The sequence below is a fragment of the Arthrobacter gallicola genome (assembly GCF_014836775.1).
GTDB classification, from domain to species: Bacteria; Actinomycetota; Actinomycetes; order Actinomycetales; family Micrococcaceae; genus Arthrobacter_B; species Arthrobacter_B gallicola.
Genome location: NZ_JACSQD010000003.1, coordinates 247326 through 262699, shown reverse-complemented (window position 1 = coordinate 262699; position 15374 = coordinate 247326). Strand labels below are relative to the sequence as shown.

The window sequence follows — 15374 nt, the reverse complement described above, 5'->3', positions numbered from 1 at the left end:
GTTACGGCTCCACCGAATGAATGAGTTCCACGACCCGGGTCAGCACCTCCGGGTCGGTTTCCGGCGGCACGCCGTGTCCCAGGTTCACGACGTGGCCCGGCGCTGCGGCTCCGGCTGCGAGCACGTCCCTGACATGCGCTTCCAGGACCTCCCACGGCGCGGAAAGCAGTGCAGGATCGATGTTCCCCTGCAGCGGGACGGTGCCGCCAAGACGGCGGTTGGCTTCATCCAGGGGCAGGCGGTAGTCCACACCCACGACGTCGACGCCGACATCCCGCATGGCGGCCAGCAGCTCCGAGGTTCCGGTACCAAAGTGCACCAGCGGGGCTCCGAGGTCCCGGACGTGATCCAGGGCGCGGCCGGAGGCCGGCGCAACGTGGTTGGTGTAGTCGGCGAGGCTCAGCGAACCGGCCCAGGAATCGAACAGCTGGCCGGCGCTGGCGCCCGCTTCCAGCTGTGCGCGCAGGAACAGACCGGACGCATCCGCTGCCCAGTCGGTCAGCGCCTTCCACGTCTGCGGGTCACCGTGCATCATGGTGCGCGGGCCCAGATGATCCCGGGACGGCCGGCCTTCCACCATGTAGGCGGCCAAGGTGAACGGCGCACCCGCGAAGCCGATCAGCGGCGTCGTGCCGAGCTGGTCCACGGTCAGGCGCACCGCGTCCCGGATCGGTTCCAGGGCTGCCTCGGTGAGCTCCGGCAGGGCGGCAACATCGGCGGCGCTGCGGATCGGGGATCCCAGCACGGGACCGACGCCGGGGACGATGTCCACGTCCACCCCGGCCAGTTTCAGCGGAATCACGATGTCGGAGAAGAAAATGCCGGCGTCGACGTCGTGCCGGCGCACCGGCTGGAGCGTGATTTCGGAGGCCATCTCCGGCAGCAGGCAGGATTCCAGCATGCCCGTGCCTTCGCGCAGCTTCCGGTATTCAGGAAGCGACCGCCCGGCCTGGCGCATGAACCAGACCGGCCTCCGGGACGGAGTTCCGCCGCGGTAGGCGGTGATGAGCGGGGAATCGGCCGTGCGGCCATCCATGAGCGGATGAGTGGCGCTGAGAGTCATGCTTTTGATTCTCCCCAAATTTCGCGCGGAAGGATAACCGGGCACGGCCAGAGCCCGCGCGGCCCTGCCGGGTGCGTCCTAAATCACCTGTCATTTACCCGCCGCCGCGGTCTCCGATGCCACCGATTCAGGTTTGGGTGGCTACTATTAAGCCACTGTGGTACTTCTTTCCCTTATTGCGACACACTCTGACGTTGACCTGGAAACCGTTGCCCGGCTAAGTGCCGGCGCGCCCGAGGTCCCTTCCTCCCTGCTGGAAAGTGGCCCTGCGGTTTCCGGTGCGGTGGTCCTTGCCACCTGCAACCGGTTCGAGGTGTACTGCGAAGCCCGCTCCGAAGCGGATGTGGAGGCAGCGCGTTCGGCTGCCATCGCCGAAATCAGCCGGCACTCCGGGCTGGACGAGGACCTTGTGTCCCGGTCCTTCACCACCAACACAGGCCAGGACGTGGCCAAGCACCTGTTTGCCGTGGGCGCCGGACTGGACTCCGCCGTCGTGGGAGAACGGGAAATCGCAGGCCAGGTCCGCCGTGCCCTGATCGAGGCGCAGGAAAAGGGAACCGCCAGCGGCACCCTCACCCGGCTCTTCCAGACCGCTTCCCGCACGGCCAAGGATGTGGGGGCGCTGACGGCACTGGGCAAGCGGGGCCTCTCCATCGTCTCGGTGGCTTTGGAACTCGCCACCGATCTGTCGGAGGACGTTGACTGGCGGAACAAGGCCGTCGTCGTCTTCGGCACCGGAGCCTACGCCGGAGCCACCATGGCCCTGCTCAAGGAGCGCGGCTGCACCGACATATCCGTCTATTCTTCCTCCGGCCGCGCCGAGTCCTTCACCGCTTCACGCGGCGGAACCGCCCTGGACAGCGCTTCCCTGGCCCCCGCCGTGGCCCGTGCCGACGTCGTCATCGGCTGTTCCGGCTCCGAAAACCAGGTCAGCGCCGACGACATCCGCCGGGTCCGCGCAGAGTCCGGGAAACCGCTGATCATCATCGATCTTGCCCTGACCCACGACTTCGATCCCGACGTCCGGGAAATCGACGGCGTTGACCTCATCACGCTGGAATCCGTCCGGCTCGCGGCGCCGGCCGAACAGGCCGAATCCCTGCAGCAGGCCAACCGGATCGTGACCGACGCAGCCCAGGCGTTCTCCGAAGCCCAGCTGAGCCGCGAACTCGATTCCGCCATCGTCGCCCTGCGCCGCCACACCCTCGGCGTGCTGGACAAGGAACTGGAAAAGGTACGCGCCCAGCACGGCTGCACCGGTGCCGCGGCGGAAGTCGAATTTGCCATGCGCCGGATGGTCAAGGCACTGCTCCACGTTCCGGCCGTCCGCGCCCGCGAACTGGCAGCCAGCGGGCAGCAGGACGAGTATGTCCGCGGGCTCGAAGCCGTCTACGGGATCACCGTTGACAAGGCCTCGGACGGACACGCTGCCGGCGCGCACACCGCAGATGGCAACACTAATGACAACACTGAACCGTTCAAAGCGCACGGCGCGGCTCCCGGTGAAGCCGGTGCCGGGGAGACGGGTATCGGGGAGTCCGGCCGCAGCCGGTCCGCCTAACTGCAGCTTTTCCCGCGTTCCCTTTTCCCTGCGTTCCCTTTTCCCCGCATTCCCCGGGCCGCCGCCGTCAGTAGACAGGCTTGTGCGGTTCCACCTCGTGTACCCAGTCCAGCACCCCACCGCTGACGTTATAGGTGTGTTCGTGTCCCCTGCTCCGCAGGAACGCCGTAACCTCCGCCGACCGGCCTCCGGACTTGCAGTGCACGTAAACGGTGCGCAGCGGATCCGGAACCACGGATCCGGAGAGAATCCCTGCCCGCGGTACGAGGTCCGCACCGTCGATGCTCACGATGTCGTGCTCGCCGGGTTCCCGGACGTCCAGCAGGTCAAAGTCGGCCCGCCCTGCCCGGCGGTCGGCCAGCAGCCGCGCCAGTTCCGCGACACCGATGCTGGGAACAGCGGTGGTTTCCGCGGCCGGAGTAAGCCCGCAAAAGGACTGGTAGTCAATCAGTTCCGTCACCGGCACACGCTCTGGGCCGGGCCGTAGTCCAACCTCCCGCCAGCTCATATCCAAGGAGTTGAACACCAGGAGGCGGCCCAGCAGGGTGCACCCTGTTCCAGTAATGAGCTTGATGGCTTCGTTGACCATCACTGATCCGATCTGGGCACAGAGCACCCCCAGGACACCGCCCTCCGCGCAGGAAGGCACCGCTCCGGGTTCCGGCGGCTCGGGGTAAAGGTCCCGGTAAGTCGGGCCGTAAGCTCCCCAAAAGACGCTGACCTGGCCGTCGAAGCGGAGGATGGACCCCCAGACATACGGCTTTCCCAGGATTTCCGCGGCGTCGTTAACCAGATAGCGGGTCGCAAAATTATCCGTGCCGTCGAGGATGAGGTCATATCCGGAGAAAATCGCCAGGACATTCTCAGCATCAAGGTGCTCCTCATGCAGCACCACCTCAACCAGCGGATTCAGTGCCAGTACGGCGGCCCGGGCGGACTCCGCCTTGGATTTTCCCACGTCCGCCGCCGTATGGATTACCTGGCGCTGGAGGTTGGAGGCTTCAACGGTGTCCTCGTCCACAATGCCCAGTGTCCCGATCCCTGCCGCGGCCAGATATAGCAGCGCCGGTGACCCCAGTCCCCCGGCACCGATCACCAGCACCCTGGCGTTTTTCAACCTGAGCTGCGCCGTAACACCGAAGCCGGGGAGGATGAGGTGCCGCGAATAGCGTTCCGCCTCGTCACGGGTCAATTCCTGGGCCGGGTGCACCAACGGCGGCAGTTCAGCAATGCTCATGTCTTCCAATCTATGCCCCCCGGCGATGGGAATTCGAGAGGTGCACCACAGGAGCCGCCTGGTTTCCTACCCACACGGTTACCCGCGGGTAAACTGTGTTCCGTCACACCGGGTGCGGAATCCGGAACCATTCTGAAAGGCCCAACACACGTGAGCAACCAGCCCGCCGGCAAGTCCACCCGCCTCCCCCGGGAAGAACGCCGCCGGCAGCTGATGCAGGCCGCACAGGAGGTTTTTGTCAGCCACGGTTTCCATGGCGCCGCCATGGATGAGATCGCGGAGACGGCCCAGGTCAGCAAGCCGGTGCTCTACCAGCATTTTCCCGGGAAACGGGAACTCTATCTGGCCCTGCTGGAGGACCACCTGGGTACGCTCACCAGGTTCCTGCAGACCGCGCTGACCTCCACAACCGATAACAAGCTCCGGGTCCGCGAAACCATGCGGGCCTACTTCCGTTTTGTGGCGCAGGACAGTCAGGCCCACCGGCTCATCTTTGAGTCCGATCTGACCAGCGACCAGGAAGTCAGTTCGCGGATTGAAGAATTCAATGCGCGGTTCGCCAGCGACATCGCCGATGTGATCGCTGAGGACACCAAGCTCTCGCATATCGAGGCCACTCTGCTGGGGCGGGCCCTGGCGGGAATGGCGCAGGTCAGCGCCCGCTACTGGCTGGAGACCGGCGGCGATCTGGACATCGATGCTGCCAGCGAGCTGGTTTACCGTTTAGCTTGGCGCGGAATCAGCCGTTTTCCCAAGGAGATTTAGAGTAGATTTCATTCCACTGAGTTCATTTAAACAGGAGGCACCACGGTGGAAGTTAAGATCGGTATCCAGAACGTCGGACGCGAGATCGTGTTCGAGTCCGGGCAGAGCGCCGACCAGGTCGCCGACACCGTCGCAGAGGCCATCAACGGCCCGAAGGAACTGCGCCTCACAGACGAAAAGGGACGCCTCATTATCGTTCCGGCGGGTGTTATCGGCTACGTCGAGATCGGCGCGGAGGAAGTCCGCCGCGTCGGATTCGGTGCGCTCTAAGGCCACTGATGCTGGAGCTGCTGCTTGCCGCCGCCGGCACTGCTGCCGCCGGCTTTATTGTCTGGGGTGCTGACCGCCGCCGGCGGCGGTACGGCATTCTCCTGCTGCCGGGGATTTCCCTGGCGGCAGGGCTCCTGGCCTGGATCATCCTGCAGTTCTCCGGAGTAAGCACCAGTTTGGAGTATGCCTGGCTGACATGGGCCCTCCCGGTGATTCTGGGTCCGGCGGCGGCGGTTGCGGCCGCCCTGCTGATTGTTCCCCCGCGCAGTGCCCGGGACAACGCTGAGCTGGAGCGCATCCTCAAGCTCTGAAGCCTCAGGCTGGACTAGCTCTCAATGCTTCAGGCTGGACTAGGGCCGCGGGCGCTCCAACAGCGCCTTCAGCTCACGCGCGAAAACCGGTGCCGCGGCGTCATGCCCGGCCTTCCCCAGGTGCATTCCGTCGTCGAGTTTCGAGCTGAGCGAGTATCTGGTCCACCAGTCTTTGACGCTCAGGAATTCCAGCTGCTGTTCAGCGGCTACCCGGCCCAGAAGGTCGTCAATTTCGGCGCGGCGCCCGTTGCCGCTGCCAATGACGCCCACAACAACGATCCGGGACCCGGGGTACGTGCGCCGGATCTCCCGGATTAACTGGATGGCGTTGTGCCGGATTGCCTGGTTGCTGGGACCATAGGCATCGTTGCCCCCGCCCTGAAGGATCACCAGCGCGGGCTTGCCCCACGGCAGCAGCCATTCCTCACCCTCGAGTGCCTCCGGGTAGCTGTCCACCGTCCCGTTGCCCCGGGTATAGCCTGTTCCGCCGGCGCCAAGAATCACCGGCTTGAAACCAAGCGAGGCGAGCCCTTTGCCCACCCACGTGTCCTTGCCCGCCTGTGAGTCACCGATGACGACGGCGGATGTGTCCACGCCGGGGTCAAAGGCCATGACCCGGCCGAGGCGGGGAACGTACATTAACGACCCTTTTTGGAAGTCAGTGCGGTAATCACCGCCGAAACGGTATTCGGACGAAGTGGGCCAGCCAAGCTGACTGCGGCCCAGCGCCTGCCATCTGGTGAAGACTTCCGTCCGCAGGGCACGTGTGCCCGAAGCCGCTGACCACACGATGGTTTCCGCCCCGCGCGCCCAGATGCAGCCCGGACCGGGCAGGGAACAATCCGGGTCGGAGGTTGCCTCCGCCAGCGGACGTCCCGAGTCCTGACGCAGCTCCTCGAAGCGCAGCATGGCGCCCCACGCGGGGGCAGGAACGCCGGCTGGCGGCGGGACCGGACCGGCATCCGTTTCCACCGGCTTGGCCGTCAGTTGTACCGCTTCCCTGGCCGGCACCTCTGCGGCGGGTTGCTCAGCAGCCGGGGAATCGAGCCGGACGGCGTTGGCGGGCGCTGCCGGACCAGCGATGCCGCACCCGGCCACACTCGCAGCAAACGCCAGAGCCACCGCAGCCGAGAGGGCGCGGTGGAACGTGCGGATCGATCTTGTTCTCATCTTTGCCCCCCGGCAAGCGCTTAGGCGGTCAGGCCCAGCAGTGACATGCGCCGCGAATGATTGCGTGTGAGCTGGCTGAACAGATCCCGGACCTGGGCATCGTACTCCTCTCCGCTCAGCGCGTCTGCCAGGCCCTTGGGGAAGGCCCGCTCGATCACCACACGCTGGGCCTGAGTCAGGGCTTCACCCACCAGGCGCCGGCCCCACAGAGCCAACCGGGACGCGAGGCGCGGATCGTCCTTAAGGGAGCGCTGCAGCCGATCAAAAAGCACTTCGCCCGGAGCTTCCCGGCTGCCATGGAGAGAGGAGATCAAAGCACTGCTTTCCGGATCCAGCCGGGAACCGAGAGCGGCATAAAAGTCATCGGAAATGGCATCCGTGACATAGAACTTCATGAGGGACTCATACCAATCCCCCGGCCGCGTCCGGTCATGGAAAGCATCCACGGATTGCTGGAACGGGGCCATCGCGGTTTCCGGATCCGCGCCCAGTTCTTCAAGATGCCGGCTCACGCGTTCAAAATGCGCATATTCCCGCACGGCCAGCCGGCCCAGGGTGGCCCGGTCATGCAGGGTGGGAGAGAACCGCGCGTCCGAGGACATCCGTTCGAAGGCCGAAAGCTCACCGTAGGCAATAACACCAAACAGGTCGGTCAGGAACTGCTGGTAGACCGGTGCGCTCCCGGCGGCCGGATCCTGCCCGCTAACGGCCGGCGGCATATTCTCGCTCATATACCCAGCCTACCGGTGTGGTCTGCGCTGGGTCCGCAGCCACTCCCGGCCCGTCATACCCGCTCTGCCTGCCTGACCATCCCTCAAACTCCGCGGCCGGCAGCCGCGGGAGCGTAACACCCCCGGATCCCTAAATGCGCCCCACCATGGCTGCACCGGGTAGACTGGAATGGTAGTAAATGGATGCCCGGTCGTTCCCATCATCTTGAAGAGCCAGTTGTATGCAGTTGTATATAAACGCACCTTTCTGGTTGTGAGACCCGCAGTACCTACGCGATCTTGATATTTCCCGGCCACTGCCTTTGCCGAATGCAGTCGGAGTGGCCAGCAGTTGTTAGCCCGCGATCGGCTTCCGCTGGACGCATCACCTGCGCGCCGTCCGCTCCGGGACGGGCTTTACGCCCTCTCGTCGAGCGCGGCCGGCAGGGATGCCTAACTGAACGGTATGTAATTGAACACTGAACTTTCACAGGTCGGCGATGCACATTTGACCGCCGATGACAGCAACGAAGAACTCGATGTAGCCGAGAGCCTCGCGACCACCGAAGCTGCGGCGGAAATCCGTGAACTGACGTTCGCAGATTTTGGCGTGCGCTCCGACATCGTGGAGTCCCTGGCCGACGCCGGAATCACCCACCCCTTCCCCATCCAGTCGATGACCCTTCCGGTCGCACTCGGCGGGCACGACATCATCGGGCAGGCCAAAACCGGCACCGGCAAGACCCTCGGCTTCGGTATCCCCGCGCTGCAGCGTGTCATTGCCCCCGCGGATGAGGGCTACGCGGACCTCGCCGTGCCCGGCGCCCCGCAGGCCCTGATCGTGGTTCCCACCCGCGAGCTGGCAGTACAGGTAGCGGGAGACCTCACCACTGCTGCCCGCCGGCGCGGCGCGCGCATCGTCACCATCTACGGCGGACGTGCCTACGAACCGCAGATTGAGGCCCTGGCCGCCGGCGTCGAAATCGTCGTCGGAACCCCCGGCCGCCTAATCGACCTCTACAACAAGAAGCAGCTCTCGCTGAAGAACGTGCGGATTGTTGTCCTCGACGAGGCCGACGAGATGCTGGACCTCGGCTTCCTCCCCGACGTCGAAACCCTCATGGCTGCCACCCCGGCCGTACGCCAGACGCTGCTCTTCTCCGCCACCATGCCCGGCGCCGTCGTTTCCATGGCCCGCCGCTACATGACCAAGCCCACCCACATCCGGGCAGCAGATCCGGATGATGAAGGTTTGACGAAGAAGGACATCCGGCAGGTTGTCTACCGCGCGCACAACCTCGACAAGAGTGAGGTGGTGGCCCGCATCCTGCAGGCCAAGGGCCGCGGCCGCACCATCATTTTCACCAAGACCAAGCGGACCGCCGCGAAGCTCTCTGAGGAACTCGTGGACCGCGGGTTCGCCGTGGCCGCCATGCACGGCGACCTGGGTCAGGGTGCCCGCGAACAGGCCATGCGTGCCTTCCGCAATGAGAAGGTGGACGTTCTGGTTGCCACCGATGTCGCCGCCCGCGGCATCGACGTTGACGACGTCACCCACGTGATCAACTACCAGTGCCCCGAGGATGAAAAGACCTACCTGCACCGCGTTGGCCGTACCGGCCGTGCGGGTAACAAGGGCACCGCGGTCACGTTCGTGGACTGGGACGATGTCCCCCGCTGGGGCCTGATCAACAAGGCCCTGGGCATGGACCAGGCGGAACCGGTGGAAACCTACTCCTCCTCCCCGCACCTGTACACCGACCTTGATATTCCTGAAGGCACCAAGGGCCGCCTGCCGCGCAACAAGCGCGTGCTGGCCGGTATCGACGCGGAACAGCTGGAAGACCTGGGGGAAACCGGCAAGTCCGGCGGACGCCGGCCCGCCCGCTCCGACGCCGGATCCGATTCCCGGTCGCGCGGTGGACGCAGCTCCAGCGCCGGCCGCGGGGGCGAGCGGACCCGTGCTCCCCGTGACGGAGCCCGCCGCAGCAGCAGCACGGACAAGGCGCCTGCCTCAACCGGCGAGACAGCAGCGGCAGCAGGCAGCGAGGCTCCCAAGGCTGACCGGCCGCGCCGTAACCGCAGCCGCACCCGCCGCCGTAACGGCGAAGTGGTCAGCAAGGCTCCCGCAGCCGAATAGGGCGGGACTTTTGCGGCACGGATGAGCACACCTAACTGGACGCCGGACGGCGGGTCGCTGGTGGTCCACGCAGACAATGCGGACTACCTGCCGACCCTGCCGGACGGCGCCTTCACCATGATCTACGTTGACCCGCCGTTCAACACCGGCCGGGCACAACGCCGTCAGCAGACCACCATGGTCCGCAGCGTTGACGGCAGCGGCGACAGGACCGGGTTCAAGGGCCGCAGCTACACCACGGTCAAAGGCCTGCTCTCCAGCTATGACGACGCGTTCGAGGACTACTGGGCGTTCCTGGAACCCAGGCTGGCAGAAGCGTGGCGCCTGCTCGCGGACGACGGGACCCTCTACGTGCACCTGGATTACCGTGAGGTGCACTATGTGAAGGTAATGCTGGACGCCCTGTTCGGCCGCGACTGCTTCCTGAACGAAATCATCTGGGCCTACGACTACGGTGGCCGCGCCAAGAGCCGCTGGCCGGCCAAACACGACAACATCCTTGTCTATGTCAAGAACCCGAATACGTACCACTTTGACAACGCGGAAGTGGACCGGGAGCCGTACATGGCTCCTGGACTGGTGACCCCGGAGAAGGTGGCGCTGGGGAAACTGCCCACGGACGTTTGGTGGCACACCATCGTTTCCCCCACAGGCCGGGAGAAAACCGGCTACCCCACGCAGAAACCGGAAGGCCTGCTGCGGCGTGCCGTCGCCGCCAGCAGCCGGGAGGGTGACTGGGTCCTGGACTTCTTCGCGGGTTCCGGAACCCTGGGCGCCGTCGCCGCGAAGCTCAACCGGAAATTCGTCTGCGTGGACGCCAACCCGCAGGCGATCGAGGTGATGGAGCAGAGACTGGGACACGCTGCCGCCGTCGTCGTTCCGGCGAAGCCCAAGCCCGTGAGGAAACCCCGGCCCGTCCGCGCCCGGGTCAAACCCGCTCCGCCGCCAAAAGCTGCTGCCGCAAGCCCCGCGGCCGCGCTGGACGTGGACGTGGTGGATGTGGACGTGATGGATGTAGGCAGCGTCGACGCCGGCTAGCCTGACCCGGCGAATTCAGTGCCAAAGGCGCCGCAGCCCCAGGATGTCGTCCTGGCACTGCGGCGCCTTTTCGCGCGGTTCGAGCCTCCGCCCCGGGGCGGCACCGGCTTAGATAATGCGGCGTCCCTCCCGGCGGGCTTCGGCCCAGTCCCGGAAGAATCCGCGGCAGATAACGGCCAGGGTGCCGGCCACAATGACCGGCCAAATCAGGACATAAACGGTAAGCCAGAAGACTGTCATGGGTGATTCACTCCTTGTAAACGATGCGTAAACGGTGCGGGTGTCGGTTGACCGGTCAGGACCGGGCTGCGGCAGCGGCTTCTGCCGGCTGCATGGAGCGCTGGTCATAGTCACCGATCCGCTGCTGAATCAGCGCGAAATCGAACTCTTCCTTATTGCGGAACGACATCAGGTAGCAGAGCACCGTGCTGATTGCATACGCCACCAGGGATCCGGTCAGAACCTCGTAGTCATGCAGGAAACCCATAACGAACGGAGCGGAAAGCACTGCGCCGGCCAGCCCAACGCCCAGCGCCGGCCGGAGGCCGAAGAAGCCGAAGGCCATCAGGCCCAGGACCACACCGATTCCCACCACGGAAATGGCATCGAAGACGTACCCGGTAGCTCCGTCCATGGAGATCCAGCCGAACCGGACCGGAATGAAAACTGCCAGCGCGGCCAGGACCGAAACGGTGAAGGCCTTGTTGGTGACCTTCTTCCAGTAGAAGCTGGCCAGCACCGGGAACACCAGGGCTCCCCAGAGCGCCCCGACGAACACCAGCAGGTCCAGGATATTCATGCGTCCGCTGGCGAAGTAGAGCCCGGCGGCGGTGGCCACCACCATGGAGATCCGGCCAATCAGCAGCATGGTCTTGGGACTGGCTTTGCCCTTCCGGGCGACGTTCTGGCCGTAGACATCGGCCATCATGATGGCCGAAAGTGCAGACAGGTCCGAGTCAGCGGTGGAGGAGAGTGAACCCAGAATCATGATGAAGAAAACGCCCAGGAGGATCGGCCCCAGATAGGTGGAGGCCATCTGCGGGATGAGGTTGTTCAGGTCACCCTCGGCAGGGTTGATGCCCAGGTACAGGGCCATCACACCCAGCATGCCGATCCCGATGACCGTGGCACCGTATCCGATGGTGGCCGTGACGAACGTCTTTTTGATCAGGTCTTCCCTGACCGCGAACAGCCGCTGGGCAATGGTCTGGTTCCCGATCGCATAAGCCAGGACGGCGGCAATATAGGGCGCACCCTGATTCAGGAAGGCCTCGGAAGAGAAAAAGTTTGACTGTTCCGCCGAAAGGTTGGCCGCACCGGATTCAAACATGCCCGGTCCCCCGGCGGCAAAGAACACCACGGGAATAATGATGACCACAGCTCCGAGCATCGCGACGACCTGGGCAAAATCGGTCAGAACGGAGGCTCTAAAACCTGACCACAGCGTATAAAGGAGCACCCCGGCAGCCACAGCGACTATGCCCTGCTGGAAATTGAACGGGGACAGCAGGGCAACCAATGCACCACCGGCAATGAAGTTCGAGGTCAGTGAGATAACGCTGCCCACTACGTTGGAACCAGCGAGCATCAGCTGGCTGGACTTCCCGTGCCTGGCCCGCATCACCTCCGCCAAGGTGTGCGCCTTGGGCGCCACTTTCCGGATACGCCGCCCGAACGGATAAATGAACAGGATCATCAGGGCGCCCCACAGACCATAGTGAATGGGGCCGGAGATGCCGTAGGTGTAGCCGGAGGTTGCCGAGGCGTACATGGAGGACGCCCAGATCCAGGTGGCTGTCATGCTGGCAGCCGACACGCCGAAACCAATTTTGTTTCCAGCGGTCATATAACCATCAGCATTTTCATTCTTTTTACCAATGAACGCCGACATTAAGAATGTCCCGCCATAAAACAGGACAAACAGCGCAACTACTGTCCACGCCCCCAGTTGATAAAACTCCACTCCGTCGTCAACCACATTTTCCTCTCCTCCACGGCCAGTCAGGCGCCGCGGGTCATCCATGCGAAAAGGCCACGAACCGCATTCCGGCGGGCCCTACGAAAGATGGCAGGCACAGTGCGCGGAAAAGTATTTCTCCGCAGATAAACCCATAAGGTGCCGCCTGCTCATCGGGGAAGCGGCACTCCAGGCGCCGCCCAAACAGCGGTGAGTTCACTCAAACCGCGACCGGCAGCCGTTCGCTGCCGCGAGGAGCCCCTGTGGCTTCAGGGCACAGGTCTCCATTCCACGAATGCCACCCCATGGCATCCGCGGACTTTCTACAACCTAACATATTTCAATTCACAGATATGAATAATGAAATGTCACAGTTCTGTTTCGAAGTGTGCAGATGCGCTTTCCCGGAAGGATCCGGTGCATTTTTTGGCAAAATCACAGGAATGCGCTAAGTGGGCACTGCGGAGTCCTGGGCACCGGCCGGAACCCGGGCAGGACGCGCGCTGCACGCACGGTCCTAGGGCATGACCAGACCGGTTCCCGTGGCCAGCTCGGCGATCTTCTCCAACGCGGCCGGGGCGGTGGTGTTCTCTCCCAACCGGTTGGGTTTGCCGGTGCCGTGATAGTCGCTGGACCCCGTGATCAGCAGGGAATGCCTGTGTGCCAGACTCCGCAGGTACTCCCGTCCGGGCTCCGGATTGTCCCGGTGATCAATCTCGAGTCCAGCCAGGCCGGCGTCGATCATCTCGAGGTACGTCTTTTCACCCACTACCCTGCCCCGTGAAGACGCCTCGGGATGGGCAAACACCGGCACTCCGCCGGCTGCGCGGATCAGTTCCACCGCCAGGGCCGGTTCGGGGGCATAGTGCGCCACGAAGTAGCGCGAGCGCGCCGTCAGGATGCCCGCAAAGGCGGCCGACCGGGTGGGAACCACTCCGGCGGCGACCAATGCGTCGGCAATGTGCGGCCGGCCAATGGTTGCCCCGGGGGCCACCTGCTCCTGGACGTCCTGCCAGCTGATCGGATAATCCTCCGCCAGCCGTTCCACCATCCGCTCGGCCCGGGTCAGCCGTGCTGATCTTGATTTGGCGATCTCCGCCAGCAGGCCGGGATGGGCCGGATCGTGCAGGTAGGAGAGCAGATGGACGCTGATGCCGTCTGCCGTCCGGCAGGAAACCTCCATGCCCGGAATGAACACCAGCCCCAGTCCACGTGCAGCTTCCGCCGCTTCTGCCCAGCCGGCCGTGGAGTCGTGGTCCGTCAGCGCAACTGCGTCCAGGCCGGCCGCACTGGCCGCCGCCATAACAGCACCGGGTGGTTCCGTGCCGTCTGAAACGTTGGAGTGGGTGTGCAGGTCGATTCTCACCCCACCAATCTACGCGTTCACCCGCACCGGGTCCTGCAGGACCGTCCCGGCTTTCCACGGGAATGTTTGGCCCAGTTCTGAGGCGGTGAGAGCATAGACAGGTGAGTACTGAAGCCAATTTCCCAGACCCCGCCGACGCCGGCCTCGACGAGCTGTCCGAAGGACAGCCCCTTGATGACCGGGTGAACAACCGCTCTCAGCGCCCCACGTCACAGGCGTTCAAGGACTTCATGTCCTCCGGCTGGGCCGCTGAATCGGACGAGCTGCCCGCACAGTCTGAGGTAGCCCCCTATGCTGCAGCCCGGCGCCGGGCACTCTCCGAGCGGTTCAAGGGCCTGCGTCTGGTGATCCCGGCCGGCCCGCTGAAGGTCCGCTCCAATGACACCGATTACCGTTTCCGGCCCCATTCCGGCTTTGCCCATCTCACGGGACTGGGCCTGGACCATGAGCCCGATGCAGTGCTGGTCCTGGAGCCGGTGGAAGAAGGAACGGGCGACGACGGCGGTCACCACACCGCCACCTTGTACTTCCGTCCGCTGGCGGGAACCGACAGCGAAGAGTTCTACTCCAACGCCCGGTACGGAGCGTTCTGGATCGGTTCACGGCTGAACCTGGCTCAGGTGAGTGCCCTGGTTGGCCTGCCGACCCGCGACCTGTCAGAAGCTGAAACTGCGATCACCGCCAATGTGGGCGACCCGCAGTTCGGCGGCGTGCAGGTCCGCCTCCTTCGCAAGGTCGACGAAATGATCGATGCACTGGTCGACACCGTTCGCTATAACACTGCCCAGGACCCGGACAACGTCGACCTCTCGGCTTTGGATGCGCTGGACGACGAGGTCAGCGAGGCGCTCTCCGAGCTGCGCCTGATCAAGGACGACTGGGAAATCGCCCAGATGCGCGAGGCCGTGGCCGCTACCGTCAACGGTTTCACCGACGTCGTCAAGGCGCTTCCGCGTGCCATCTCCCACCCGCGGGGTGAACGCGTCGTGGAAGGCGCGTTCTTTGCCCGGGCACGTGAAGAAGGCAACGAGCTCGGCTATGACACCATTGCTGCCGCCGGCAACAACGCCACCGTGCTGCACTGGATCCGCAACAACGGTGCTGTGCAGGCCGGGGACCTGCTGCTCCTTGACGCCGGCGTCGAGGCAGAGAGCCTCTACACTGCCGACGTCACCCGCACGCTCCCGGTGAACGGGACGTTCACCGAGGTCCAGCGCCGCGTTTACCAGGCGGTCCTGGATGCTGCGGACGCGGGTTTCGCCGCCGCCAAACCCGGCAACAAGTTCCGCGATGTCCATGCTGCCGCAGTGCGGGTCCTCGCCGAACGCCTTCAGGACTGGGGCCTGCTCCCGGTACCGCTGGAGGAAGCACTGTCCGAGGACGGCCAGCAGCACCGCCGCTGGATGCCGCACGGCACCAGCCACCACCTCGGCCTGGATGTTCACGACTGTGCCCAGGCCCGCCGCGAGCTGTACCTGGACGGCGTGATCGAAGAAGGTATGGTCTTCACGATCGAGCCCGGCCTGTACTTCAAGAAGGAAGACCTCACGGTTCCCGAGGAATACCGGGGCATTGGCGTGCGGATTGAGGACGATGTCCTGATCACTGCCGACGGACCGGTGAACCTCAGCGACGCGCTGCCCCGCAACCCTGACGACGTCGAGGACTGGATGGCGGGCATCTACGCCTCATAGCCGGCCAGCTCTTTTAGATCCAGAAAACGCCCGGCGGGGATTTCCCCGCCGGGCGTTTTCCGTCGGCGCCCCTGGAGCTGCCGCGGCGACGG

General features: G+C 64.6%; 14 protein-coding genes. 7 read left to right on the top strand and 7 right to left on the bottom strand.

The window, feature by feature from the left end; translation table 11 throughout:
- Position 1: 1 nt before the first annotated feature.
- Positions 2-1063, bottom strand: a complete 1062-nt coding sequence (gene hemE / locus H9639_RS08445; protein WP_191807641.1) for a uroporphyrinogen decarboxylase — start codon at positions 1061-1063, stop codon at positions 2-4.
- A gap of 157 nt (positions 1064-1220) precedes the next feature.
- On the opposite strand from hemE, the gene H9639_RS08440 reads away from it, so the two are divergent.
- Positions 1221-2624: a glutamyl-tRNA reductase gene (locus H9639_RS08440; RefSeq protein ID WP_191807640.1), complete on the top strand. Its 1404-nt coding sequence runs from the start codon at positions 1221-1223 to the stop codon at positions 2622-2624.
- A 67-nt stretch (positions 2625-2691) separates the two neighbouring features.
- Here the strand turns inward: H9639_RS08440 and moeB are convergent, their stop codons facing one another.
- Positions 2692-3861: a molybdopterin-synthase adenylyltransferase MoeB gene (gene moeB, locus H9639_RS08435; RefSeq protein ID WP_191807639.1), complete on the bottom strand. Its 1170-nt coding sequence runs from the start codon at positions 3859-3861 to the stop codon at positions 2692-2694.
- Between the two features lie 150 nt (positions 3862-4011).
- Between moeB and H9639_RS08430 the strand changes: the two genes are divergently transcribed.
- The 3 genes from H9639_RS08430 to H9639_RS08420 are packed head-to-tail and all read left to right on the top strand — an operon-like array spanning position 4012 to position 5207.
- A complete protein-coding gene (locus tag H9639_RS08430) occupies positions 4012-4626 on the top strand; it encodes a TetR/AcrR family transcriptional regulator (protein WP_318242030.1) in 615 nt (204 codons plus the stop codon).
- 45 nt (positions 4627-4671) lie between these two features.
- A complete protein-coding gene (locus tag H9639_RS08425; protein ID WP_191807637.1) occupies positions 4672-4896 on the top strand; it encodes a DUF3107 domain-containing protein in 225 nt (74 codons plus the stop codon).
- A gap of 8 nt (positions 4897-4904) precedes the next feature.
- Positions 4905-5207, top strand: coding sequence for a hypothetical protein (locus tag H9639_RS08420; RefSeq protein WP_191807636.1), 303 nt, complete (start codon positions 4905-4907; stop codon positions 5205-5207).
- A gap of 39 nt (positions 5208-5246) precedes the next feature.
- Here the strand turns inward: H9639_RS08420 and H9639_RS08415 are convergent, their stop codons facing one another.
- Both H9639_RS08415 and H9639_RS08410 read right to left on the bottom strand, forming a co-directional pair.
- Positions 5247-6377 carry an SGNH/GDSL hydrolase family protein gene (locus tag H9639_RS08415; RefSeq protein WP_191807635.1) on the bottom strand — a complete coding sequence of 377 codons (1131 nt, stop codon included), beginning with the start codon at positions 6375-6377 and terminating at the stop codon, positions 5247-5249.
- A 20-nt stretch (positions 6378-6397) separates the two neighbouring features.
- Positions 6398-7108: a ferritin-like fold-containing protein gene (locus H9639_RS08410; RefSeq protein ID WP_225219365.1), complete on the bottom strand. Its 711-nt coding sequence runs from the start codon at positions 7106-7108 to the stop codon at positions 6398-6400.
- Between the two features lie 451 nt (positions 7109-7559).
- Here H9639_RS08410 and H9639_RS08405 point away from each other — a divergent pair, with 451 nt between their 5' ends.
- Together H9639_RS08405 and H9639_RS08400 are read left to right on the top strand one after the other, a co-directional pair.
- Entirely contained in the window at positions 7560-9227 is a 1668-nt protein-coding gene (locus H9639_RS08405) for a DEAD/DEAH box helicase (protein WP_225219364.1), read from the top strand.
- A 21-nt stretch (positions 9228-9248) separates the two neighbouring features.
- Positions 9249-10265 (top strand): DNA-methyltransferase, encoded by a 1017-nt coding sequence (locus H9639_RS08400; protein WP_191807634.1) that lies wholly within the window; start codon positions 9249-9251, stop codon positions 10263-10265.
- 108 nt (positions 10266-10373) lie between these two features.
- Here the strand turns inward: H9639_RS08400 and H9639_RS16825 are convergent, their stop codons facing one another.
- The 3 genes from H9639_RS16825 to H9639_RS08390 all read right to left on the bottom strand — a co-directional run bounded on the left by H9639_RS16825 (position 10374) and on the right by H9639_RS08390 (position 13588).
- Positions 10374-10505, bottom strand: a complete 132-nt coding sequence (locus H9639_RS16825) for a putative transporter small subunit (protein ID WP_225217257.1) — start codon at positions 10503-10505, stop codon at positions 10374-10376.
- Between the two features lie 55 nt (positions 10506-10560).
- Positions 10561-12156 carry a sodium:solute symporter family protein gene (locus H9639_RS08395; protein WP_225219363.1) on the bottom strand — a complete coding sequence of 532 codons (1596 nt, stop codon included), beginning with the start codon at positions 12154-12156 and terminating at the stop codon, positions 10561-10563.
- Positions 12157-12739: 583 nt separating this feature from the next.
- Positions 12740-13588, bottom strand: a complete 849-nt coding sequence (locus tag H9639_RS08390; RefSeq protein ID WP_191807632.1) for a PHP domain-containing protein — start codon at positions 13586-13588, stop codon at positions 12740-12742.
- Positions 13589-13689: 101 nt separating this feature from the next.
- On the opposite strand from H9639_RS08390, the gene H9639_RS08385 reads away from it, so the two are divergent.
- Positions 13690-15282, top strand: coding sequence for an aminopeptidase P family protein (locus H9639_RS08385; protein WP_404799739.1), 1593 nt, complete (start codon positions 13690-13692; stop codon positions 15280-15282).
- Positions 15283-15374: the final 92 nt, after the last annotated feature.

Excerpts from the sequence above, each read along its gene's own strand:
- hemE (WP_191807641.1), bottom strand. The coding sequence starts at position 1,063 with ATGACTCTCAGCGCCACTCATCCGCTCATGGATGGCCGCACGGCCGAT.
- moeB (WP_191807639.1), bottom strand. The coding sequence starts at position 3,861 with ATGAGCATTGCTGAACTGCCGCCGTTGGTGCACCCGGCCCAGGAATTG.
- H9639_RS08420 (WP_191807636.1), top strand. The coding sequence starts at position 4,905 with ATGCTGGAGCTGCTGCTTGCCGCCGCCGGCACTGCTGCCGCCGGCTTT.
- H9639_RS08415 (WP_191807635.1), bottom strand. The coding sequence starts at position 6,377 with ATGAGAACAAGATCGATCCGCACGTTCCACCGCGCCCTCTCGGCTGCG.
- H9639_RS08410 (WP_225219365.1), bottom strand. The coding sequence starts at position 7,108 with ATGAGCGAGAATATGCCGCCGGCCGTTAGCGGGCAGGATCCGGCCGCC.
- H9639_RS08400 (WP_191807634.1), top strand. The coding sequence starts at position 9,249 with ATGAGCACACCTAACTGGACGCCGGACGGCGGGTCGCTGGTGGTCCAC.
- H9639_RS16825 (WP_225217257.1), bottom strand. The coding sequence starts at position 10,505 with ATGACAGTCTTCTGGCTTACCGTTTATGTCCTGATTTGGCCGGTCATT.
- H9639_RS08395 (WP_225219363.1), bottom strand. The coding sequence starts at position 12,156 with ATGTCGGCGTTCATTGGTAAAAAGAATGAAAATGCTGATGGTTATATG.